Here is a 23,663-nt window from a genome sequence, read left to right on the forward strand (position 1 = left end):
ACGCGGCAATGTAGCAGGACTCATCGGTAAAAAAATGGTGTCATCACCATCGCACTCTAAGATAGCCTCCTTTTTCAGCAAAATTAAAGCGCACCAGATTCGCACCGCGGTGCAATGACGGATGCTGCGCAATGGGTTTGAACGGCCCGGCGGCTGAATGAGATCGTTCGATTCTCAGCAGCCGTTCGCGTGGCGAGAAAATACGCAATTCGAATTGCCCGGTGCGAACTTCCCGCAGATTGGGTGCAAATGGCCGGGCCAGCGGCTCGCCCACAAATACACCTTCTCCCGGCCACGCTACGCTCTTCCAGTAGGCTTCAATGGCACTTGCGCCAAGCGCGTAATGAAACATGGCAATACCTGGCAAAGGAAATTTCTGCCTATGATTACAGGGCTCCACTACGGTACCATAGCTTGCCGTGGCACCCGCTTCCAGCCAGCGCAAACTGCTCATCTGGCTTGAATCGGTAAGCTGGCCGCCAGCTGATGTCAAATGATCAGCCAACGCACCCGGCAGGAAACCCAGCGTATGGAGTTGCGGCACATGCACCAGCCCTGTGAAATAAAATAGAATATCGTGACGGTCGGTAATTGCGTCGGTCTCGAGGATTTCGATGGGGAAAACCCCAGCCAGTTCTTTTGCGGTCTGTTCGAAATAACCTGCTCGCACGCTACGCGCTTTATCGGACGTAATGACCAGGTAAGCACGTCCCTCCGGGAAGCTGTGGTCAGCGGCGACACCCCGGTCGATCAGTGCTTTAACCTCTTCGAAACGGGTGCCTGCCAGCATCATTGCGGGTCGTAATTTATGATCGCTGGCGGGGCTGAGACTAGCAGAGTTGAAATACGGGCTGGGGGTAGTCGGGCCACATCCGGACGAACAGTAGCCCGCGTCGAAACCAAAAGCCAGTGCGGAAGTCAGAGACATGCAGTCCACCCGGTAGGGCTCTGCCCAGGCCACGGCGTAGGCTTGAACATGAGCAGGCGTTACCCGGTCGATCTTCGCTTTCAGTTGCTGAAACTCCTCCTTCGAAAACGCGTGATGGCCGGACTGAAAACGCACATGGATCATGTTGGCCGCCGGGATATGGCGCGCCTTCTGGTAGTAATCTCCGATCTGCCGTGATAACGGATCGTCGTCGTTGATAATGACCGCAAGATCATCCGGCGTCAGTCCCGTGCGCTGCAACTGGATGTTTGCCTGCGCATCGACAGACAAGGGCCTGAACAGCAGCGTGACCAGCAGAGCGACGGCGAGTTGTGATAAAAGTCTTATCATGGGTAACCGGCAAGCAATATGGCACGGGGACATCTAATCATTTTCGGGCAGTCCTGTTTCGGCACGCTGCACCGGATTGGAGAATCGTCCGCGGAGTCGATGGTTGCAAATCGAGAATTGAGGGATATTTATACTTTAACCTAAATCCGGTAGTCGATCGCTCATTTATCAGTCTAGAATCATGATTCGTAAAGAATTTATTTGTTATTTGATTCTCACCTTTTGGGTAAGCCTGCTACGGGGCGAATTGCACTGTTTTTGCGGCACATGGCTGCGTTGTTCGCAACGCCTTGTCCTGTACCCCAAAAACCGCGCACTTCACCCCGTCCAACTACCGGATTTAGGTTTATCGAGTTCGGATAAGCGAATTTCATCCTCATGCATAATAGCGGCTCCAGAAAAATGAATCCACGATTCCATGCTGCCTCTCCATGATCTTCTTTACCAGCAAACGCCACGGGTGCCCGTAACGAAACTGCTGGTGGGTATCAATCTACTGGTTTTCGTCGCGATGCTCGCCGGCGGCGCGGGCCTGTGGCATTCGTCCAACAGCGTGCAGCTGGCCTGGGGAGCAAATTTTGGCCCGGCTACGCAGGATGGAGAATGGTGGCGGCTCGGTAGCGCCATGTTCCTCCATTTCGGCGCTGTCCATCTGACGCTGAATCTCTGGGCGCTCTGGGATGGGGGTCAACTGGTTGAGCGCATGTATGGACACGCTCGTTTTGCCGGTATCTATTTCGTTAGCGGACTGGCCGGTAATCTGCTATCGCTTGTCGCACATCGAGGATTAGCCGTATCCGGCGGCGCATCGGGTGCCATTTTTGGCATATATGGCGCACTGCTGATATTTCTCTGGCGTGAGCGGCACAATCTTCATCCACAGGAATTCCGCTGGTTTTTCTGGGGAGCCTCCGGTTTCACTGCAGCCACCCTTATTCTCGGTTTTCTGATTACCGGTATCGACAACGCCGCGCACATAGGAGGTTTTCTAACCGGAATGCTGGGTGGAGTCATACTTGCGCGACCGGTGAACGGAATAAAGCGGGTATCCCATCGCAACCGCCTGCTCGCGGCAAGCGCTTTTGCATTGGCTCTCGTCATCCTGATCAGTCAGATTCCCGTACGGACCTATCGATGGAGCGAAGAGGTGCTGGCGCGCAAGGAGATTGGAGAATTTTTGCGTGACGATGTGGCGATCAGCCAGGCGTGGCAAGGCATACTCGACGAGGGCAAGCGTGGCGACATCTCGTTCGATGAACTTGCGGGGCGCATCGACACAGCGGTTGGAGATCGTTACGAAGAAAGTTTTGAGCAACTTTCCCACCTTCCTCCCAATCCTGCTCTGCCTTCCGCCGCGACGGTGGAAATACTGCGTCACTATGCCGAGCGCCGCAGGGATGCCTCGCGCGCTTTGGCGGAAGGACTGCGCGCCCAAAAACCGGAACAGATTCGTGATGCCCTTGAAATGGCAAAGCAGGCGCGGCAACCGTCCAAGCCGGAATGATCCAGCCTGACAGATCTGCCCGTCTAGACAGGCAACTTCACAATGCTGCATGCACTCCGTCCAATATTTTCATGGTGAGCCACTCACGAAAATTTTGAGAAAAATTTTGACACACATCGAAAAATATTGCACTATGGCACGATGCACTAGTAGTAGTAAACGGTGCTGGCGAGGAATACTAGATGTAGTGGTTTGGTAACACCACAGCATCCAACTTCAGTCAATGGGAAAGCATTCATTTTCCGTACCGATGAGGAGATCCGATATGCAGCTTGTAACAGATAATACAACCCACCCGGCAGTACCCGGGTACGACTTTTCTTCAGCCCCTTTCATGCCGGATTCTCGCTATTCCCAATACAAGATCATTCGCCGCAATGGCTCTGTGGTGGCATTCGAGCCGAACAAGATTTCCATTGCGATGACGAAAGCATTCATCGCCGTCAACGGCGGCCAAGGTGTGGCTTCCGCCAGGGTCCGCGAAGTGGTGGCGCGATTGACCGATGATGTGGTCAATGCGTTGATTCGCCGCCAGCCTGCGGGCGGTACTTTTCATATCGAGGATATCCAGGATCAGGTAGAGCTGGCGTTGATGCGCTCCGGTGAGCACGATGTGGCGCGCTCTTACGTACTTTATCGCGAGGATCGTGCGCGCAAGCGGGCAAAACAGAAGGAAATGGCGGTGGTGGATTTGCCGGCCAGTATTCTGAATGTAGTGGAAAATGGACACAAAATTCCGCTTGACACGGCACAGTTGCTGACGCTGATCGAATCTTCCTGCGCAAATTTGGGCGAGGTGGTGAGCGCCACGCTGATACTTAAGGCCACACTGAAAGACCTGTACGACGGCGTGCCCGTGGAAGAGGTAAGAAAATCCCTCGTCCTGTCGGCACGCGCATTAATTGAGAAGGAACCTGCCTACAGCTACGTCACTGCGCGCCTGTTGTTGCATACCATTCGTTTCGAGGTGCTGGGCGAAGAAGTCATACAGCAGGACATGGTGGATCGCTACGCGGATTACTTTCCTGATTTCATTAAGCAGGGTATCGAGGCTGAGTTGCTGGATGAACGTCTGGCACAGTTTGATCTGCCGCGTTTGGCTAAAACACTGGATGCCGGCCGCGACCTCAAATTTGGTTATCTCGGTTTACAGACCTTGTATGACCGTTATTTTCTGCATGTACAGGACCGGCGTATCGAGTTGCCGCAGGCATTCTTCATGCGTGTGGCAATGGGGCTTGCGCTGAACGAAGTTGACCGCGAAACACGCGCCATAGAGTTCTACCACGTACTGTCAAATTTCGATTTCATGAGTTCTACCCCAACCCTGTTTAATTCAGGCACCCGCCGCTCGCAGCTATCCTCATGTTATCTCACCACGGTGGCGGATAATCTCGATGGCATTTACGAGGCAATCAAGGAAAACGCCTTGCTTGCCAAGTATGCCGGGGGACTCGGTAATGATTGGACGCCAGTACGAGCGATGGGGTCGCGCATCAAGGGTACCAATGGCAAATCACAAGGCGTGGTACCGTTTCTCAAAGTGGTATCCGATACCGCGGTGGCGGTGAATCAGGGCGGCAAACGTAAAGGCGCGGTTTGCTCTTATCTGGAATCATGGCATCTGGATATTGAGGAATTTCTGGAACTGCGGAAGAACACCGGCGATGACCGCCGCCGTACCCATGACATGAATACCGCCACCTGGGTTCCGGATCTCTTTATGAAGCGGGTGATGGAGGGAGGCGAATGGACGCTTTTTTCACCCTCCGACGTGCCTGACCTGCATGAAAAGTTTGGCAAGCAATTTGAGCAGGCCTATCTCTCCTACGAGGAGAAGGTCGCGCGTGGCGAACTAAGTCTGCATAAGAAAATTCCCGCGCAACAATTGTGGCGTAAAATGCTCAGCATGTTGTTTGAAACCGGACATCCGTGGATCACTTTCAAGGACCCATGCAATATCCGCTCACCGCAAAATCACACCGGTATAGTGCATAGCTCCAATCTCTGTACGGAGATAACGCTGAATACCAATGATCATGAAATCGCGGTATGCAATCTGGGTTCGATCAATCTGGCGGCCCATATCAATGAAGGGGAGCTTGACGCCGGCAAGCTCAAGCGCACTGTCAGCACCGCCATGCGCATGCTGGACAACGTAATCGACATCAATTTCTATGCTGTCGCCAAGGCACGCAATTCAAACCTCAGGCACCGTCCGGTGGGACTGGGTATTATGGGTTTTCAGGATTGCCTGCACAGGCTGCGTGTCCCCTATGCCTCGCAGGAAGCAGTTGAGTTTGCCGACCATGCCATGGAAGCGGTCGCCTATCATGCCTATTGGGCCTCCACAGAATTGGCCGAGGAACGCGGCCGTTATGCCTCTTATCGCGGAAGTCTGTGGGATCGCGGCATACTGCCTCAGGACACGCTCGATCTGTTGCGTGAGGAGCGGGGAGGCTATGTCGACGTAGACATGTCGGCCACACTGGAATGGGATGCATTGCGTGAACGCATAAAAAAACATGGCATGCGTAACTCCAACTGTCTTGCGATTGCACCGACCGCCACCATTTCCAATATCATCGGCGTATCCGCCAGCATCGAACCGACTTTTCAGAATCTTTACGTCAAATCCAATTTGTCGGGAGAGTTCACCATGGCTGGCGAACACCTGGTAAACGACTTGAAGAAACTCGGACTCTGGGATGAAGTCATGATTTCCGATCTCAAGTATTTTGATGGCGCCTTAAGCAAGATAGACCGGGTGCCGGCTGATATTCGCAGACTTTACGCTACCGCCTTCGAGATCGATCCCCAGTGGTTGATCGAAGCGGCGTCACGGCGGCAGAAATGGATTGATCAGGCGCAATCACTCAACATTTATATAGCGGGTGTTTCAGGCAAAAAACTGGATGAAACCTATAAACTGGCCTGGCTGCGCGGTCTGAAAACCACCTATTATTTGCGCTCGCTGGGAGCAACTTCGGCGGAGAAGTCCACGGTTGATGCGGGCACTTTGAACGCAGTCCCCGCGGAGGGAAACATGACCGCAATGAGTTGCGCCATCGATAATCCCGAGTGCGAGTCATGTCAATAATTGCAAGATATCAGAACTAAAAGGAGAAGGGTATGCTGACATTTGAGGACGAGACGGTGAAATCAGGAATGCCGCAGATAAATGGGGTATTTAACGATGCACCGATGCCGGGCGCATCCAGGCCGAACCTGCACGCTTCCGCTTCCAATCGCTTGGCGGATATCAGGGATACTGAGACAGCAAACGGCGAGCAGGATGAACGTTATGCCGCCGACAATACCAATCGCCGTTTGTCGGTGGAAGATAAGCGGATCATCAACTGCAAGGCGGATGTCAACCAGCTGGTGCCGTTCAAATACAAGTGGGCATGGGAGAAGTATCTTGCCGCCTGTGCTAACCACTGGATGCCGCAGGAAATCAATATGAGCCGCGACATCGCCCTCTGGAAAGATCCCGATGGGCTGACTGAGGACGAACGCCGCCTGGTTAAACGTAACCTGGGTTTCTTTGTTACCGCAGATTCGCTGGCCGCCAACAATATTGTACTCGGCACCTACCGTCACATCACCAATCCGGAATGCCGTCAATACCTGCTGCGCCAGGCATTCGAAGAGGCGATTCATACGCATGCTTATCAATACATCGTGGAATCGCTGGGGTTGAACGAGGGAGAGATTTTCAACGCTTATCATGAAGTGACGTCAATCCGCGAAAAGGACGAGTTCCTGATTCCTTTCATTGACACGCTCACCGATCCGGAATTCAGGACCGGCACGCCCGAGGCGGATCAGAAGCTGCTGAGAAGCTTGATCGTATTCGCTTGCATCATGGAAGGATTGTTCTTCTATGTAGGTTTTACGCAGATCCTGGCGTTGGGAAGACAAAATAAAATGACCGGAGCGGCGGAGCAATATCAGTACATCCTGCGGGATGAATCCATGCACTGCAATTTTGGTATAGATGTCATTAATCAGATCAAAATGGAAAATGCGCATCTATGGACCAAGGAATTCCGCGCTGAAATCAGCTCCCTGATGCAAAAAGCCGTGGAACTGGAATACCGTTATGCCGAGGACACCATGCCGCGCGGTGTTTTAGGAATGAACGCGCCGATGTTCAAGGAATACTTGCGCTACATCGCAAACCGCCGCTGCCAGCAGATCGGTCTGGACATACTCTATCCGGGAGCCAGTAATCCTTTTCCATGGATGTCGGAAATGATTGATCTAAAAAAAGAGAAAAACTTTTTTGAAACCCGCGTAACCGAGTATCAGACCGGTGGTGCGTTAAGCTGGGATTAAAGCGAAAAAACAAAACCGCCGCGCTTTTTCCGTCTATGATAAACAGATCTCGCCAATGGTATATTTATATGATCTGGGCGGCATCAATGTCATGAAAAGTTGATATCAACCTGATTTCCGGCACGCCTAAGGATTATCTTGCAAACATGGCCGAAAAAGCCATGCTGCATAAAACGAACTGCCGCCCGATTGGGTGAATGCGGCTCAATTTATCCGCTGACCCATAATTGTGCATGTAGCGGTAGGTGTAGTAAACGTAGTGAGTTGTAATCCCCTGTAACTTTTATCTGGAGGTTGAAATGGCAACTACCAAGAAACCCGCAGCAAAAAAGCCTGCCGACAAAAAATCCGCATCTGTGAAAAAGCCGGCAGCCGAAAAAGAAGTATCCGCAAAAAAAGAGGTATCCGTCAAAGCAGCAACCAAGAAACCTGCTGAGAAAAAGACTGAGAAGAAGGCCGATAAAAAGATCGAGAAAAAGGTCGAAAAGAAGGCCGATAAAAAGGTCGAAAAGAAGGCGGAGAAAAAAGTCACGACTTCAGCCAAGAAACCGGCGGTGGCGACAAAAGCTCCAGCTACAAAGGCTCCAGCCACAAAAGAGGTTCCAGCTAAAAAAGTGGCGGCAAAAAAAGCAGCTCCGGCCAAAACAACAGCGGCAAAAAAACCGGCGGAGAAAAAAACCATCGCTTCAGCTAAAAAACCGGTGGCGAAGAAAAGTGCTCCCGCCACCAAAACCACTTCAGCCACAAAAACCGGAGCCAAGGAATCTACGGCAGCAAAGACTTCGATCAAGAAACCCGGGACTGCAAAGAAAACTCCTGCCAAGAAAACAGCAGAGAAGTCAGCGAATACATCTGGAACGGCAGGCCCTGCTTCCAGCTGGCCGTTTCCGCTTTCGGGATCGCGCTCTTAAGCTTGACGATTACCACTGCGGAATAGTCTATTTTCTTTCGGATAATAGACTATTCCGCAGGTTTTATTATATCGAGACCGGTTCCAAGACCGGTTCCTTTAGGCGCCGGGGGAATTTTAATCTCTATTGCATGACGCCCCCTCTCACGTCAACCTCCAGGCAGGCTTTTCTTATATTGAGTTGAGACCGGTATCTCCCAGAGTTTTTTCTTTTCCGATTACAGAGATCATCCTGAATCCGGCAGTTGATCCGAAGTAAAGTTTACGCAGTCGATATTTACGCTGGTAATGCTGGTAATATTTGGCGGACAAGGTTAACATTAACGTTAATTTAAACCGATAAATCGTTTTGTGAGGGTGGTCATGGCGCATACAATTCCACAAACGTCACGCGACTACGACAACACACGTGTTGTCGAACGTCCCGATGGTTTTTATTGGCATGATGAAAACGAAAGTGAAAAGGTTTTCGGCCCCTTTCCCACTTTGCTCGAAGCCATTCAGGATATGGAATATAACGCTGAATCGGATTATGAACCGGGGGAAACCCTGGAACAGGCGGAAGACGAGATCGGCATATCCGGCTGGATCGATCAGGAGACAGGGGAGCCAAGTGAAGAGTCATTCCGTCATGACAACTGATCAAGACGGTCGATCCTGTACGCTTTGATCGATGGAAATACCTGTCACTTAGGCTCAACAGAAATACCCGCAATATGGAACGGCGAGTCCAGGAAGACGCGAGCTGAGTCGTTGGCCAGAATCTCATGTAGCTGAGGCGATCTATTAAACGCCTCATCCTATCTTCAAGCATTAAAACCTAAATCCGGCAGTTGACCACTCGATTTTTAGCGTAGCACTATGATCCACAAAGACTGTTTGCATTACTTGACCTTCACCTTTTTGATGAGTTCGCTACAGGGCAAATTGCACGGTTTTTATGGCGCATGTCGGCGTTGCAACTCCTTGGAATGGAATGACCATTCCGCGTCATTGCGCCTTGCCCTGCACCTCAAAAACCGCACACTCTACCCTGTCCAATTGCCGGATTTAGGTTAAACCCAAATCCAATCGATAAGACGGGCATTGCTTTGGCACCGCAATATCAGAATATGAGCCGTCTCTTTTATTTCTTTAGCCAAAGATTTCCATGAGCTATCGCGAAGAACAAGACACCATGGGCACCGTACAGGTGCCGACCAGCGCGCTATGGGGTGCGCAAACACAACGTTCCTTACAGAATTTCAGAATTTCCGGTGAACTGATGCCTGACGCATTAATTCACGCGCTTGCGCTGGTAAAACGGGCCGCGGCGAGCGTGAACCAGGATCTGGGTCTGCTCGATGCGCATAAAGCCAATGCCATCATTCAGGCTGCTGATGAGGTAATCGAAGGCTGTCACAAAATGGAATTCCCCCTAGTAGTGTGGCAGACAGGCTCAGGAACGCAGACTAATATGAATATGAATGAGGTGCTGGCAAACCGCGCCTCTGAATTGCTCGGTGGCGGAAGAGGCATTGAATGCAAAATTCATCCCAATGATGATGTGAACATGGGACAGTCATCCAATGATGTTTTTCCGTCGGCCATGCACGTGGCGGCAACCCGCTCTATCCACCATCAACTGAAACCCGCCATTGGCACGCTACGGCAAACCCTTGCCGCCAAAGCCGAGGAATTTTCCAGTATCGTCAAAATTGGCCGCACACACTTGCAGGATGCGACGCCCCTGACGCTGGGGCAAGAATTCTCAGGTTATGTTTCGCAGCTGGATCACGGGTTAACCCATGTGGATACATCGCTTCCGCACCTGTATGAGTTGGCCATGGGTGGCACGGCTGTGGGTACAGGCTTGAATACCCATCCCGAATTCGCCGTGCGCATGGCAGCGGAATTGGCAAGATTGACGGAACTGCCATTTATTACCGCATTCAATAAGTTTGAGGCACTCGCCGCCAATGACGCGCTGGTTCACGCGCACGGTGCACTGAAAACGCTGGCGGCGTCCTTGATGAAAATCGCCAATGACATCCGCTGGCTCGCGTCAGGACCCCGCTGCGGCATCGGTGAACTAAAAATTCCCGAAAACGAACCCGGTAGTTCCATTATGCCAGGCAAGGTCAACCCAACTCAATCAGAGGCGGTAACCATGCTTTGTTGCCAGGTGATGGGCAATGATGTAGCGATCAACATGGGGGGAGCGATGGGTAATTTTGAGCTGAATGTCATGAAACCGCTTATTATTCACAATTTCCTGCAAAGTGTGCGCCTGCTTTCGGATGGAATAATGAGTTTCAACGATCATTGCGCGAGTGGAATAACCGCTAATATTGAACACATCGACAAATTGATGCGTAATTCCTTGATGCTGGTGACCGCGCTTGCTCCTCACATCGGCTACAACAAGGCTGCGGAGATCGCCAAGAAGGCACACCGCGAGAGCACCACGCTAAAAGAAGCCGCAATTGCGTCAGGCTATGTTACGGCGGATCAATACGAAACATGGGTCAGGCCAGAGGATATGACCAAAAGCAAGTAACCTGAAATCAGACCCAAATCGTCTATTCCACCGCCCTTCACTTCCCCTTCTCTACCGCATTTGAACCTAAATCCGGTAGTTAACCGCTCATTCATGAGTTTAGCTCTATGATTCATAAAGATTTCCTGTGTTATGTGAGGCCCACCTTTCGGGTGAGTTTGCGACAGCAGCCCCGCCGGATTCAGGTTGATAATAACCGGCTGTGCCTTCCGATCGCCCGTGCGGGCATCAATCTGCATTGAGATGTGTTGATTCTGATTTGTTGCAGTATCCTATCATACGCACTACACTGGCTTAATCCTGAACCCGACGGCTGATCGCTCATTTGTCACCTATTTTCCACCCCTATGCCATGATCCAAAATCCGCCGGCCGACCGCTTATTTTATAGTTTAGCGCTATGATCCACAAAGACTTTTTGCATCGATTACTCTTTACCTTTTTGGTAAGTTCGCCACAACTGCCGGATTTAGATTGACAGGATAAGAGCCCATGCCCCACACGTTAAAAGAACAGGAAATTTCCATGCTGCGCGCCGAAATCGAAATGCTGGTAAACGAGCGTCAGAGTCTGCTCAAAACTACCGGTGCGGCGGCGGTATTTATCGCCAATCTGGACAGTGACGCGTTGCCGGAAGGTACGTATGAAGCAGCAGAGATGTTGTCCAACTGTCTGAATGATCTTCCCGAGGAAACCTTACGGGATGCGCTGGAAAAGGTAAGGGCGGAATTGGCCACTGGTGAATGAGTTAATACACCTGCCATCTTCTCCTAAGGTCGGCCTTATTTTGACCGGAGGCGGCGCTCGCGCCGCCTATCAGGTTGGGGTATTGCAAGCCATCGCCGCCATGTTACCGGAAAAAACGCGCAATCCCTTTCCTGTAATTTGCGGAACCTCCGCTGGCGCGGTAAATGCCGCCAGCCTTGCCCTTTCTGCGCGAAATTTTCATGAAGGCGTGCGCCTGCTATCGGCAGTATGGGAGAACGCTCATGTCAGTCAGGCTTATCGCTCCGATCCCATCGGCGTTTTTGGAAACGTTGCACGCTTGCTGTCTTCCCTGCTGTTCAGCGGACTGGCAAAGCGCACCCCAGTCTCAATGCTGGACAGTTCGCCACTCTCTCAACTGCTGGAACGGAGTTTGCCGCTTCGTGGCATTCAACGGAGTATCGAGACGGGCGCTTTGCACGCCCTGGGCATTACCGCCTGGGGCTATACTTCTAGCCAGTCGGTTACGTTTTATCAGGGTGCGGAAAACATAGCCCCCTGGAAACGAGAACGCCGTATCGGTATTGCGGCGCATATCGGCGTCGAGCACCTGATGGCGTCTTCCGCGATCCCGGTTCTTTTTCCAGCAATCAGAGTCAATCGGGAATATTTTGGCGATGGCTCCATGCGCCAGCTTGCACCCATCAGCCCGGCGCTGCATCTCGGCGCGGAACGCGTGCTGGTGATAGGTGTGCGCAAGACCGCCGAGGCGCAGCCTGAACGCGTTACCGTAGACAGTTATCCGACATTGGCGCAGATCGGAGGCCACATTATGGGCAGCATTTTTCTCGATAGCCTGGACCTGGATCTGGAGCGCTTGCAACGCATCAACAATACGCTCCGCATGATTCCGGACGAAAAGCTGAAAGATAACGGCATACCGCTGCGTCAAGTGAAATCGATGGTCATTTCTCCCAGCGTGGAAATCAATACGATTGCGGAACACCACGCCCATACTCTGCCCCGTACCATACGTCTTTTTTATCGCGCCATTGGAGCGCTGCGGCGCGATGGTTCATCGCTTCTGAGCTACGTTCTGTTTGAAGAGCCCTTCTGCCGCGCATTGATCGACCTGGGTTACCAGGACACGATGCCGCGCAGATCCCAGATTTTGCAATTTATCGGAGCTGAGGCAAGCGACCGGGTGGACGCTGGTATAATTCGTTAGCGATCCAGTCACGGCCAGTTCCCGGACGGACGCCAAACGTTCTTATCTGGCATTTCACGAACTCCCCATATTCTCAGGAATTATTTATGGATATCGCAAATCCGCAATTCTGGGTCGCGGTATTGCAAATTATCGCCATTGACATTGTGCTAGGTGGAGACAACGCGGTTGTTATTGCGCTCGCGTGCCGGCGGCTGCCAGAGAAGCAACGTAATCTGGGAATTTTCTGGGGAGTGTTCGGAGCCATCGCTCTGCGAGTCATTTTGATCTTCTTTGCCCTTTCGTTGCTGGCAATTCCGTTTCTGAAAATAATTGCCGCATTGCTGCTGATATGGATCGGTATCAAGCTGCTTCAGCCTGAACCGGATAGTAACGGACACCAGATTGACGCCAGTACCACGCTGCTGGGTGCAATCAAGACGATTATTATCGCCGACGCTGTAATGAGTCTCGACAACGTGATTGCCATTGCCGGTGCCGCCAAGGATAGTATTGGTCTGGTGATTTTCGGTTTGGTGGTGAGCGTACCCATTATTGTCTGGGGCAGCAAATTGGTGATGAAACTTATGGACCGTTTTCCCATCGTTATTGTTCTGGGCGCGGGCTTGCTCGGCTGGATTGCGGGAGATATGAGCGTTACCGACGCTGTCACTAAGGAGTGGGTAAATGCCAATGCGGCGTTTTTACGTTGGCTGGCTCCCGCCGGCGGCGTATTGCTGATAGTGGTTGTCGGCAAATGGCTTGCCGCGAGAACGCAGGCAAAAATGGCGCCTATTGTTGATCTGGCGAATGACGCAAATAAACCGTTATCCTGAATCCGGTAGCTGGGCGAACTCACCAGACTGCCGAGGGTGGGAGTCCAGTAGGAACGAAAACTCTTTGTAGATTGTGGCACCGAGCCAAAGAAAACAAGTAAAAAATGAACTAAAAAATGAGTTCGGTCAACTACCGGATTCGGGATTTTAGCCGCCGTGAATATAACTGCCGCATTAAGGGAGATACAATGCTGAAATTCCTGCTGCCAGTGGATGGCTCCGATACTTCCAACAAGGCGGTTGCCGAGTTCATTAAACTGCTCGATTGGTACAAGGAGGCACCGGAGATTCACCTGCTGAATGTGCAATTTCCACAGCACGGGAATGTAACCCTGTTTATCGATAAAGAGAGCATCAACTTGTATCATCAGGAAGAAGGTATGAAGGGGCTAAAAGCCGCACGTGACTTGCTGGGCCAGGCAGGCATTCCCTGCCAGTTTCACATCACGGTAGGCAGCCCGGAGGAAATGATCACACGCTATGCAAAAGAGATGGGGTTCGACCAAATAGTCATCGGACCGCGCGGACTCGGCGTGGTGAAAGGGTTACTGCTAGGTTCCGTAGCCAGCAAGGTGATGCAGCTTTCGACCGTACCCGTGCTGCTGATCAAATGAGAACGTAACCTGGATCCGGCACAACGGCTGGATTCGGGTTCAATACCGTGTCTTCAAGAATACGGATGTTAATCAAAAAGGAGTTTTATCAAGATGGAGCAGGATCAAAAAGGTTTAACTTTGATCGAAACAATGATGACGTTCGCCATTATCGGCATTCTGGCGACGATAGCTATTCCGCCAGCATATCAGCTTTATGAGGATTCCGTGGCGCGAGATCAGGTAACGGAAGCCTTCAGTCTCCTGCAAAGCGTGGAATCCCCCATTACCGGATTTTATTCCGATAAGGGAAGGTGGCCGACGAGGCCGGAGTTTGATAGCCTGGTGGCGACGCGGACAGGCCGATATGTCGCCAGTCTCACGTCTTTACCACTTGCTCCCGGTTTTCAGGTCACGGCAACGTTCAAGAATAACGGAGTTAGCGCAGGCCTTTTGAACGAAGGAACCGGCAGAACCCTGGTAGTCGCGACAAAAGATGGCGTGAAATGGATTTGCAACGATAATACCGATCCCACAACCGGCGTTCCTGGTCTTGTTGCAGGCAACGTGCTACCTCAACATCGCCCCTCGGTTTGCAAGTAGCGTGAGATGAGTAACGGTTGCAAATAGTGGACCGGGGTTGAAACAAATAGCTGGATAGGTGTCAAACAGACGGAGATCCAGCCGTTGTTTTTACGTAACAGTATTTCTGGCTCACTACACATGGTTGGCTGAATCCATTTATTGGACAATTGACCATAACCCCTTAAAGCTTATAATCCCGACATGGCCGTTTACTCCTGTCGGTTGAAGCGGGTTCCATCGCGAACCGATCCATCAGAATTTAACCGCCGCCCCTCGCCTGCTGGCTTGAATTAAGGAACGATGGCGAAAGAAGAAGGAAGAAAAACAATCAGGATGACAGCACGGTGCTCATCCATCAGTCTGTAACACAATCGGAAACCCGGAAAGGAATACATGAACGAATACACCGATCAAATATCTGGATACTTCAATCAAGTACCCATGTGGCCCTTGGTTTTACTCGCTGTGGCAATCGTTATCTCGGGAATATACGAATTGATCCACCGCAAGCACCGTGCTAATGCCATTGATGATTTTCGTTCAGCTATTCTCTCTACGCTCTCCGGTCTGTATCCTGAACCCACCAATTGGCCGAAAAGTATAGATACCTATCTTTGTGCCCGATTGCCTGTCATGCAGGAAATTATCGACGATTTCAAGCCCAACGTTCGCCAGGAAAGCCTCCCGGCTTACAACAGGGATTGGGATAACTATTATCAATTCTGCCGCACTGAAGTCACTGACGATAAGTGCATGGCGGCGGAACTGAATCCCGGCACGGAGCCAGACCCCAAAAAACAATTTCACACGCTCGTCTCGAATCTTTTACGCCACGCAAGCTGAATTCCCGATCACATTTTGACCGGGAATTCATTTAACTATAATATAAGCTGCATACTATAGCGGTTGCTTAAGCCCTGGGAAGCACCGGGACCGCCTCCCCAGAATCTGCATCGGGAACATCGGGTAAAAATCTAACTGATGGTTTTTCTTGTTGGGACGGTACGTCTCGATACCTGTCAACCATAGGCCATAAGCTACGTTATAATTAAAAGAAACAGAAAAACACAGCAGAAGGAAGCAGGAGAACCTGGTTTTATTTACCGATTAATATCGTACTGAACTTTGGAGAAAAAAATGAACAAACTGTTATCGATGCTGACCGCAATGGTCTTCGCTGCCACTTTCAGTTTTAACGCCGCAGCTGAAAAGCATGATGGTCACCATGGGGCTCACGGTTCGCATTCATCAAAAGCCCACGGCGATAAAGGGCACGCCGCGAAAGATGAAGCTCATGCCAAAGATGCAAAAGCGCACGCCGATAAAGATGAAGCCCATGCGAAGAAGGCACGGGAGCATGCCGAGAAAGATGAAGCTCATGCCAAGGATGCAAAGGCGAGCACTGAGAAAAAATAATCCCGGCTCGTTTTCACTTACGGAAAGGCAGGCTTGTCCCCTGCCTTTTTTATCGCACTATTTTCCAGTGCTTTAAAACCCGGAGCGGCTGCCACAGGAATCATAGCCGCTTTAATCTGAATCCGGCGGTTGTAGCAAACCCGCCAGGAAGCGGAGAAGGGTGTCCGGCTTCAGGTTTCAAGCTCATGCTTGGCAAATACCTTGTATGTGCCAGCCAGTGAAATTCCAAATACAATATGTGTAAGGATCGTGATCCAGTCACGGGCCTCCCAGAACCAGGGGAAAATGATCGTTACACCATACATGTTTATCCCATACAGGCTCAGCCCAAAAATAGAGCCCGCGAGCAACGACAACGCCATTCCCAGACGCGAAATCAAACAAGCCAGAATCAGGCCGTATGCGATAGAAATCGCAAAATGAATCAGCGTGGCGACCATCATCACGTTCCAGTTGAAAGTGACGGGCGGCGGCAGGACCTCACGCCCCATAAGGATTGCCGCGGTCAGACGCGCATCCCTATATAGCATCCAGGGCAGCGCATCCAGGAAAGCCCACCAAAGAAAGAGCTGTACTGCAGTGGCTAATGTTCCCGCGACAATACCCGCGACAACCGCGGCGGCCCAGTTCAATGACATAGATCACCAGACAGAGAATTGGTAAAGTCCTGCACAACGACCGCTGTGGCGACCGTGAATTCCAGAGTTCCTTCAAAACGCACTACTGGAAACCGATTCGTTCTACAATGATAATTAGTCAGGTGGTTTGATGGGAATAAGCATAGCATTGAGACCCATGCGGTCAAATCAGGATTTCGAGAGACGCACGATAATCGGTATGCAGCCGGCCATTTTATGCAAAGTGTTGATTTAACCAATCATTTTCTGATCGCGATGCCCGCCATGGCGGATCCTTTCTTTTCCAAGACGCTTACCTACATTTGTGAGCATAATGAACAGGGCGCATTGGGTCTGGTGGTTAACCGGCCCATTGATCTCACGCTGAAAGATCTCTTCGATCAACTTGGTATTTCTTCTGATGATGAAGCTGCCGGAGGATTGCAGGTTATGTTCGGTGGGCCCGTACAGCTGGATCGCGGCTTCGTGCTGCATCAGCCGGTGGGCGACTGGCAATCCACCATGATAGTGAATCACGAGGTTGGACTCACTACGTCGCTTGATATTTTGCGGGCCATTGCGAGCGGAGACAGTCCCAAACAGATACTGGTTGCCCTTGGCTATTCAGGGTGGGCGCCTGGTCAGATAGAGCATGAATTGTCCCAGAATGCCTGGCTCACGGTGCCCGCATCGCCCACCATCATATTCGAGCTTCCGTCCGAAGAGCGGCTGACCGCGGCGATGCACTCGCTGGGAATAGATTTCTCAAGCCTGTCGGACGAGGTGGGACATTCCTGAGATTAACCTAAATGCGCAGCCGGCTGTCGAATGCAGATTTAATATTCAACTATGCAAATGCAGACAATACAGCACTTGTCACCGGATATCGGAAGCAGCCATCGTCCCATAGGCACAATTCTGGCTTTTGATTTTGGCAAAAAGCGCATCGGTGTAGCGGTGGGTAACCTGGAGCTAGGTTTGGCGCATCCGCTTGCCACGGTTAGCGACGAGAATACGGTACGGCGTTTCGACACTATCGCCAGCCTCATTGCGGAATGGCAGCCAGTTCTGCTGGTGGTGGGCCTGCCCGCTTATGCCGATGGCACGGAACACGAATTAACCCGGTTGAGCCGGCGTTTCGCGCGGCGTCTCGAAGGCCGCTTTGGCATCAAGACTGCGCTGGTGGATGAGCGCTATACTTCGGTCAGTGCCAGCGCTGTCTTACGGGAAGCGGGTGTCAAAAAAAAGAAGCGGAAACCTGTACTTGATCAAGTGGCCGCACAACTGATATTGCAATCCTATTTCGATGGACAAGATGCAGCTACCTGATGCAGAACAACTGCTCGCCAGTCTGGCCAGCAAGATAAAGCCCGACGTTACCGCAAGTACCGCGCTAGTGGGAATATATACGGGGGGCGTATGGCTGGCGGAACGGCTGCATCAGGATTTGAAACTTTTGCTTCCGCTGGGTACTCTGGATGTTTCGTTCTATCGCGATGATTTTGGTCAAATTGGCCTGCACCCCCAAGTCAAGCCTTCTGATATCCCATTCAAAGTGGAAGGCAGCCATATCATTCTAGTGGATGATGTACTCTACACCGGGCGCACCATTCGCGCGGCAATCAATGAATTGTTCGACTATGGGCGACCGGCGAGCATCCGTCTTGCGGCACTGATAGATCGGGGCGGCAGAGAGCTTCCTATTGCTGCCGAATATGTTGGCACAACGCTCGCTCTGCCGCCAGATAGAATGCTGGCGCTGGAAAAAGGCATCGACGGAAAATTGGGCTTGAGCCTGTATGAGAAAAATTCTCCGGGACAATGAATAATCCGCAACTGAACAAGCACGGAGAATTACAACACCTTCTTACCACCGAGGGGTTACCTGCCTCCATTCTGCTTCACATACTGGATACCGCCGAATCCTTTGTCGGAGTTACCGAGCGCGATATCAAAAAAGTACCCCTGCTACGCGGCAAGTCCATATTCAATTTATTCTTCGAGCCCAGTACTCGTACCCGCACCACGTTTGAAATCGCCGCAAAACGCCTTTCAGCTGATGTGGTCAATCTCAATATCGCAGCTTCCTCGCAAACCAAAGGTGAGACGCTGCTGGACACGGTCGATAATCTCTCCGCCATGCATGCCGACATGTTTGTGGTGCGGCATTCACAAAGCGGGGCGGCGCATTTGATAGCGCGCCATGTACGACCCGAAATTCACGTCATCAATGCCGGGGATGGCCGGCATGCGCACCCTACTCAGGGGTTACTGGATATGTTTACCATCCGCCATTACAAAAACGATTTCCATAATCTGCGCGTAGCCATCGTCGGCGATATCCTGCACTCGCGGGTGGCACGCTCTCAGATTCATGCCCTGACCACGCTGGGCGTGCCGGAAGTGCGGGTCATTGCACCAAAAACCTTGTTGCCCGCCAGGGTTGAGCGGCTAGGTGTACATGTTTATCACGAAATGACGCAAGGGTTGAAGGATGTAGATGTACTGCTGATGCTGCGCCTGCAAAATGAGCGCATGTTAAGCGCGCGCCTTCCCAGCACGGAAGAATACTTTAAGTATTATGGTCTTACGCAGGAAAAGCTGGCACTGGCGAAGCGCGACGCTATCGTACTGCATCCGGGCCCGATGAATCGTGGCGTGGAAATTGATTCCGCGGTGGCCGACGGTGGGCAATCGGTGATTCTGCCGCAAGTCACCTTCGGCATTGCAGTGCGAATGGCGGTGATGTCGATTCTGGCGGGTAACTGAACCTGAATCCGCCAGCAGTTGACCGCTCATTTTTTAGTTTAGCACAACGATCCATGAAGATTTTTTTATGCCACTTGACCTTCACCTTCGTGGTGAGGTCGCTACAGCCGGATTTAGGTTAAAAGCAATATGAAACTCCTTATTAAAAGCGGCCGTGTTGTAGATCCCGGAAACGGGATTGACGCCGTTATGGATGTATTCGTCGCCGCCGGAAAAATCGTCGGCATGGGTTCTATCCCGGACGGCTTCCATGCCAACCGTGAAATAAACGCGAAGGATCTGGTGGTGTGTCCCGGTCTGGTAGATCTATCCGCGCGCTTGCGCGAGCCGGGTTTTGAGTATAAAGCTACGCTGAAATCCGAAATGGAAGCCGCTGTAGCGGGCGGCATCACCAGCCTGGCATGCTCGCCAGACACCGATCCGCCGCTGGACGAACCGGGGTTGGTGGAAATGCTGAAGCATCGCGCCAGAAGCCTCAACCAGGCCCATCTCTATCCCATTGGGGCGCTCACTCAAGGTCTGAAAGGTGAAAGGCTCACGGAGATGGCTGAACTGCGTGACGCGGGCTGCGTCGCTTTTGGCCAGTCCGATATGCCGCTTACCAACGCACGCGTCATGATGCACGCGATGCAATACGCTTCCACCTTCGGCTTTGGCGTATGGTTGCGTCCCCAGGATGCAAGCCTCGCCGACGGTGGCGTGGCCCATGACGGCGAGGTGGCGACGCGGTTGGGCCTGCCAGCGGTTTCCGTATGTGCGGAAACCGTAGCCTTATCGAATATTATCTTGATAGCAAGGGAGACAGGCGCTACCGTGCATCTGTGCAGAATTTCCAGTGCGGAAGGCGTCGCCATGGTGCGGACGGCGAAGCAGCAAGGTTTGCCGGTTACCTGTGATGTGACGGCCAATCACATACACCTCTCGGAAATGGATATCGGATTTTTCGATTCCAATTGCCATCTTGTTCCTCCACTGCGGGGATTAAGTGATCGTAATGCGCTACGCGCCGGTTTGCTGGACGGCACGATAGACGCGATATGTTCCGACCACACACCGGTGGACGACGATGCCAAGCTATTACCCTTTGGTGAAGCCGAAGCGGGTGCCACCGGCCTGGAGTTGTTGTTGCCGCTGACCTTGAAATGGGCGATGGAAATGAAAATGCCATTGGCTGCCGCGGTGGCCAGGATTACCGTGGAGCCCGCCCGGATACTGGGGATAGATGCAGGTCGCCTATCTCTCGGCGCCGCCGCTGATGTGTGCATTTTCGACCCGGATCAATACTGGAAGGTGGAAGCGGCCGCACTCAAAAGCCAGGGCAAAAATACACCGTTTCTGGGTATGGAGCTGCAAGGCAGAGTAAAATATACCTTGGTCCACGGCAATATTGTGCATCAGGGCTAATACAGCCTGCGGTTACGATTCACCCACATCTGTAATCACTATTTGGAGCACCATGACAAACCCTCTGCTGGATTTTTCCGGACTCCCGCGATTCGCGGATATTCGAACCGAACATATCACTCCGGCGGTAGAGCAACTGCTTGCCGATAACCGCGCTATCATTGCCGGGATACGCGACGATGCCGCCATACCCACCTGGCGGAATTTCGTGCAGCCGATGGATGATGCCAACGAGCGCTTGTCTCGTGCCTGGGGCCAGGTTTCGCATTTGAACGCTGTGGTGAACAGTCCGGAATTACGCGAAATATATAACGCCAATCTGCCGCACGTAACTCAGTATTATGCCGAATTGGGTCAGGATCAGGCGTTATTCGAGAAATTCAAATTGCTCCGCAATAGCGCGGAATTTGAGAGCCTGGGCCGCGCACGAAAAAAAATTGTCGAGAATGAGTTGCGCGATTTCCGTTTAGGCGGAGCGGAACTCCAGCCACAGGGGAAAAAACGTTTTCTCGAAATTCAGGAAGAGCTGTCGGCGCTTTCTTCCCGATTCAACGATAACCTGCTGGATGCCACCAATAATTTTGTGCTGCAGGTGGAGGATGCGGACGAGTTATCCGGTATCCCCGCGGACGTGCTGGAAACGGCAAGGGAAAATGCCGCAAAAGAGGGTGCGCGAGGCTGGAAATTCACATTGCATGCCCCTTCCTATATGCCCGTCATGCAGTATGCGGATAATCGGGGGCTCCGCGAGAAAATGTATCGTGCGTATTCCACCCGCGCGAGTGAACTGAGCAAAGTGGAATGGGATAACACGCCGCTTATCAGCAAGATACTTGAACTGCGCGAGGAAGAGGCGCGGATGCTGGGGTTTGATTGCTACGCCGAGGTATCGCTCGTGACAAAAATGGCCTCGACCCCCAAACAGGTGCTGGATTTTCTGGGTGAGCTTGCCGCCAAGGGCCGGCCTTACGCTGAACGCGATCTGGAAGAATTGTCCCGGTTCGCGGCCGGCAAGCTGCAACTGGGAAAACTGGAGGCATGGGATCTGGCTTATACCAGTGAGAAGCTGCGCCTTGACCGCTATGCGTTCTCCGAGCAGGAGGTGAAGCAGTATTTCCCTGAAACCAGTGTATTGCGGGGTATGTTCGAGCTGGTGGAGAATCTCTACGGCATTACCATTGTCCCGCCGCCGCAAGCGGCGGGTGTTCAGCTCTGGCACCCTGATGTAAAGTTTTTCATGATAAAGGACGCTGAAGGGAAGCTGCTCGGGCAATTCTATCTTGACCTTTATGCGCGTCCCGGCAAGCGTGGGGGGGGATGGATGGATGACGCCATCAGCCGCCGCCGGATCGGCGCCGGGGAACTCAGCATCCAAGCGCCGGTGGCGTATCTCACCTGCAATTTCTCCGCACCCGTCCCCCTTAATGGCCAAATTCGCCCTGCCCTGTTTACTCATGACGAAGTCATTACACTATTCCATGAATTCGGCCATGGCCTCCATCATCTGCTCACCCAGGTTGAAGACCTGGGGGTATCCGGGATCAACGGTGTGGAATGGGATGCGGTGGAACTGCCCAGTCAATTCATGGAAAATTTTTGCTGGGAGCGTGGGGTGTTGATGAATATGACAGCGCATGTGGATACGGGCGAGTCCATTCCACCAGCGCTTTTCGACAAAATGCTGGCTGCAAAAAACTTTCAGAGCGGCCTTCAAATGCTTCGCCAGGTAGAATTTGCGCTGTTTGATATGCGGCTGCATTCTGATTTCAACCCGGGCGGGGAGAAAACGGTACAGCAATTACTGGATGAGATTCGCAAGCAGGTGGCGGTCGTTATTCCCCCGGCGTTTAATCGCTTTCCCAACAGTTTCTCGCATATTTTTGGTGGGGGTTATGCAGCCGGGTATTATAGTTACAAATGGGCGGAAGTATTGTCCGCCGACGCATACAGCCTGTTCGAGGAAAGCAGCGACGGGGAACTGATCAATGCCGAAACCGGCGCCCGCTTCCGGAATGAAATTCTCGCCGCCGGCGGAAGCCGTCCGGCGCTGGAATCGTTCATTGCATTCCGGGGACGCGAGCCGAAAATCGATGCACTGCTGCGTCACCATGGTATGGCAACGACATGAAATGACACTGGGGAATGCGGGATCAAGCATCGGATAGCGCTTCCAGAGATTCCGTTAATGAGCGCTACACATGGCAGTGTGTATAGTAATACTTGCAACGATATTTGTCCGACGCTAGTATAGTGAAGACACTCCGGCACTACCATAGTATCAATATTCGCACGAATTCCTTTCTGTCATTTACGGACTCAACCGGAAGAAAGGTAATTAAATCCCGCTCGACAACAGGAGAAAACCAGATGAAATATGTTAGATGGGTTGCTACCGCCACGATATTGACTACAGTACTAATGGTGGGCTGCGCACAGACGCCGCCCGCGCCCCAGGCCCAGAAATACAAGGATGGTGAGTTACCGGTTCCCGCAGATTACAAGAGCTGGCCTAAATTTCTGTCTGAAATCCAGCGTGCTGATACTAAGCAGGTCCGCGAGATCTATATCAACCCTATCGGGCATAGCACAAAAATGGGTGAGGCTTTCCCCAACGGCACCATTTCGGTAATGGAAATCTATAAGGCGCGTGAAGCCGCCGACGGCACGCCGTTGAAGGGCGCCGATGGTAAATTTGTCAAAGGTGACTTATTAAAAGTGGCGGTAATGGGCAAAGGTGCCGGCTGGGGTGAAAGCGTAATGCCTCCGGATCTCAAGAATGGCGACTGGATATACGCCATGTATATGGCGGATGCAAAAACGAAAGCGCCGGATGATACCGTCACCTGCCGTGCCTGTCATCTGCCGCTGACAGACAAGGATTATATTTTCCGCTACGACGAGTACTTCCAGAAGCGTATAAACTAATACGCGGATACGCGATTGCTAATTGCGCTCCGCT

At 52.0% G+C, this 23,663-nt stretch carries 22 protein-coding genes; 20 read left to right on the forward strand and 2 right to left on the reverse strand.

The genetic code is table 11. From position 1 onward, the window contains the following. Positions 1 to 43 precede the first annotated feature (43 nt). Complete coding sequence (locus BLR00_RS00710) at positions 44 to 1,279, reverse strand: TIGR03790 family protein (RefSeq protein ID WP_074630349.1); 1,236 nt, start codon at positions 1,277 to 1,279, stop codon at positions 44 to 46. Between the two features lie 418 nt (positions 1,280 to 1,697). Between BLR00_RS00710 and BLR00_RS00715 the strand changes: the two genes are divergently transcribed. From BLR00_RS00715 to BLR00_RS00775, 13 genes are all read left to right on the forward strand, one after another. Beyond that, positions 1,698 to 2,783 carry a rhomboid family intramembrane serine protease gene (locus tag BLR00_RS00715; RefSeq protein WP_074630350.1) on the forward strand — a complete coding sequence of 362 codons (1,086 nt, stop codon included), beginning with the start codon at positions 1,698 to 1,700 and terminating at the stop codon, positions 2,781 to 2,783. Between the two features lie 265 nt (positions 2,784 to 3,048). Then, positions 3,049 to 5,883, forward strand: a complete 2,835-nt coding sequence (locus BLR00_RS00720; RefSeq protein ID WP_074630351.1) for a ribonucleoside-diphosphate reductase subunit alpha — start codon at positions 3,049 to 3,051, stop codon at positions 5,881 to 5,883. 32 nt (positions 5,884 to 5,915) lie between these two features. Further along, positions 5,916 to 7,124 (forward strand): ribonucleotide-diphosphate reductase subunit beta, encoded by a 1,209-nt coding sequence (locus BLR00_RS00725; protein WP_074630352.1) that lies wholly within the window; start codon positions 5,916 to 5,918, stop codon positions 7,122 to 7,124. 299 nt (positions 7,125 to 7,423) lie between these two features. Then, a complete protein-coding gene (locus BLR00_RS16555; RefSeq protein ID WP_074630353.1) occupies positions 7,424 to 8,035 on the forward strand; it encodes a hypothetical protein in 612 nt (203 codons plus the stop codon). A gap of 362 nt (positions 8,036 to 8,397) precedes the next feature. After that, positions 8,398 to 8,676 (forward strand): hypothetical protein, encoded by a 279-nt coding sequence (locus BLR00_RS00735; protein WP_074630354.1) that lies wholly within the window; start codon positions 8,398 to 8,400, stop codon positions 8,674 to 8,676. Positions 8,677 to 9,184: 508 nt separating this feature from the next. Next, positions 9,185 to 10,573, forward strand: a complete 1,389-nt coding sequence (gene fumC / locus BLR00_RS00740; RefSeq protein WP_176759920.1) for a class II fumarate hydratase — start codon at positions 9,185 to 9,187, stop codon at positions 10,571 to 10,573. A 491-nt stretch (positions 10,574 to 11,064) separates the two neighbouring features. Next, positions 11,065 to 11,319 (forward strand): hypothetical protein, encoded by a 255-nt coding sequence (locus BLR00_RS00745; RefSeq protein WP_074630356.1) that lies wholly within the window; start codon positions 11,065 to 11,067, stop codon positions 11,317 to 11,319. After that, positions 11,312 to 12,505, forward strand: a complete 1,194-nt coding sequence (locus BLR00_RS00750) for a patatin-like phospholipase family protein (RefSeq protein WP_074630357.1) — start codon at positions 11,312 to 11,314, stop codon at positions 12,503 to 12,505. The genes BLR00_RS00745 and BLR00_RS00750 overlap by 8 nt, the downstream gene beginning before the upstream one ends. 86 nt (positions 12,506 to 12,591) lie before the next feature. Then, positions 12,592 to 13,320 carry a TerC family protein gene (locus tag BLR00_RS00755; protein WP_074630358.1) on the forward strand — a complete coding sequence of 243 codons (729 nt, stop codon included), beginning with the start codon at positions 12,592 to 12,594 and terminating at the stop codon, positions 13,318 to 13,320. 188 nt (positions 13,321 to 13,508) lie between these two features. After that, positions 13,509 to 13,934 carry a universal stress protein gene (locus BLR00_RS00760; RefSeq protein WP_074630359.1) on the forward strand — a complete coding sequence of 142 codons (426 nt, stop codon included), beginning with the start codon at positions 13,509 to 13,511 and terminating at the stop codon, positions 13,932 to 13,934. Between the two features lie 93 nt (positions 13,935 to 14,027). Beyond that, the gene (locus BLR00_RS00765; protein WP_074630360.1) at positions 14,028 to 14,516 is read left to right on the forward strand and encodes a pilin; all 489 of its coding nucleotides are present in this window, start codon (positions 14,028 to 14,030) and stop codon (positions 14,514 to 14,516) included. Between the two features lie 375 nt (positions 14,517 to 14,891). After that, positions 14,892 to 15,341, forward strand: coding sequence for a hypothetical protein (locus BLR00_RS00770; RefSeq protein ID WP_074630361.1), 450 nt, complete (start codon positions 14,892 to 14,894; stop codon positions 15,339 to 15,341). Between the two features lie 294 nt (positions 15,342 to 15,635). Beyond that, entirely contained in the window at positions 15,636 to 15,914 is a 279-nt protein-coding gene (locus BLR00_RS00775) for a hypothetical protein (RefSeq protein ID WP_074630362.1), read from the forward strand. 170 nt (positions 15,915 to 16,084) lie between these two features. Here the strand turns inward: BLR00_RS00775 and BLR00_RS00780 are convergent, their stop codons facing one another. Continuing rightward, entirely contained in the window at positions 16,085 to 16,552 is a 468-nt protein-coding gene (locus BLR00_RS00780; protein ID WP_074630363.1) for a sodium:proline symporter, read from the reverse strand. 216 nt (positions 16,553 to 16,768) lie between these two features. On the opposite strand from BLR00_RS00780, the gene BLR00_RS00785 reads away from it, so the two are divergent. The 7 genes from BLR00_RS00785 to BLR00_RS00815 all read left to right on the forward strand — a co-directional run bounded on the left by BLR00_RS00785 (position 16,769) and on the right by BLR00_RS00815 (position 23,629). Further along, positions 16,769 to 17,329 carry a YqgE/AlgH family protein gene (locus BLR00_RS00785; RefSeq protein ID WP_074630364.1) on the forward strand — a complete coding sequence of 187 codons (561 nt, stop codon included), beginning with the start codon at positions 16,769 to 16,771 and terminating at the stop codon, positions 17,327 to 17,329. 51 nt (positions 17,330 to 17,380) lie between these two features. Then, on the forward strand, positions 17,381 to 17,860 hold the full coding sequence (ruvX, locus tag BLR00_RS00790) for a Holliday junction resolvase RuvX (protein ID WP_074630365.1): 480 nt from the start codon (positions 17,381 to 17,383) through the stop codon (positions 17,858 to 17,860). Then, complete coding sequence (gene pyrR, locus BLR00_RS00795) at positions 17,847 to 18,356, forward strand: bifunctional pyr operon transcriptional regulator/uracil phosphoribosyltransferase PyrR (RefSeq protein ID WP_074634056.1); 510 nt, start codon at positions 17,847 to 17,849, stop codon at positions 18,354 to 18,356. Before ruvX ends, pyrR begins: the two co-directional genes overlap by 14 nt. Continuing rightward, positions 18,353 to 19,300, forward strand: coding sequence for an aspartate carbamoyltransferase catalytic subunit (locus BLR00_RS00800; RefSeq protein ID WP_074630366.1), 948 nt, complete (start codon positions 18,353 to 18,355; stop codon positions 19,298 to 19,300). Before pyrR ends, BLR00_RS00800 begins: the two co-directional genes overlap by 4 nt. A 129-nt stretch (positions 19,301 to 19,429) precedes the next feature. Beyond that, positions 19,430 to 20,704, forward strand: a complete 1,275-nt coding sequence (locus BLR00_RS00805) for a dihydroorotase (RefSeq protein WP_074630367.1) — start codon at positions 19,430 to 19,432, stop codon at positions 20,702 to 20,704. Positions 20,705 to 20,756: 52 nt separating this feature from the next. Then, entirely contained in the window at positions 20,757 to 22,832 is a 2,076-nt protein-coding gene (locus BLR00_RS00810) for a M3 family metallopeptidase (protein WP_074630368.1), read from the forward strand. A 239-nt stretch (positions 22,833 to 23,071) separates the two neighbouring features. Continuing rightward, entirely contained in the window at positions 23,072 to 23,629 is a 558-nt protein-coding gene (locus BLR00_RS00815) for a cytochrome P460 family protein (protein WP_074630369.1), read from the forward strand. Positions 23,630 to 23,663 lie beyond the last annotated feature (34 nt).

The sequence above is a fragment of the Nitrosospira multiformis genome (assembly GCF_900103165.1).
GTDB classification, from domain to species: Bacteria; Pseudomonadota; Gammaproteobacteria; order Burkholderiales; family Nitrosomonadaceae; genus Nitrosospira; species Nitrosospira multiformis_D.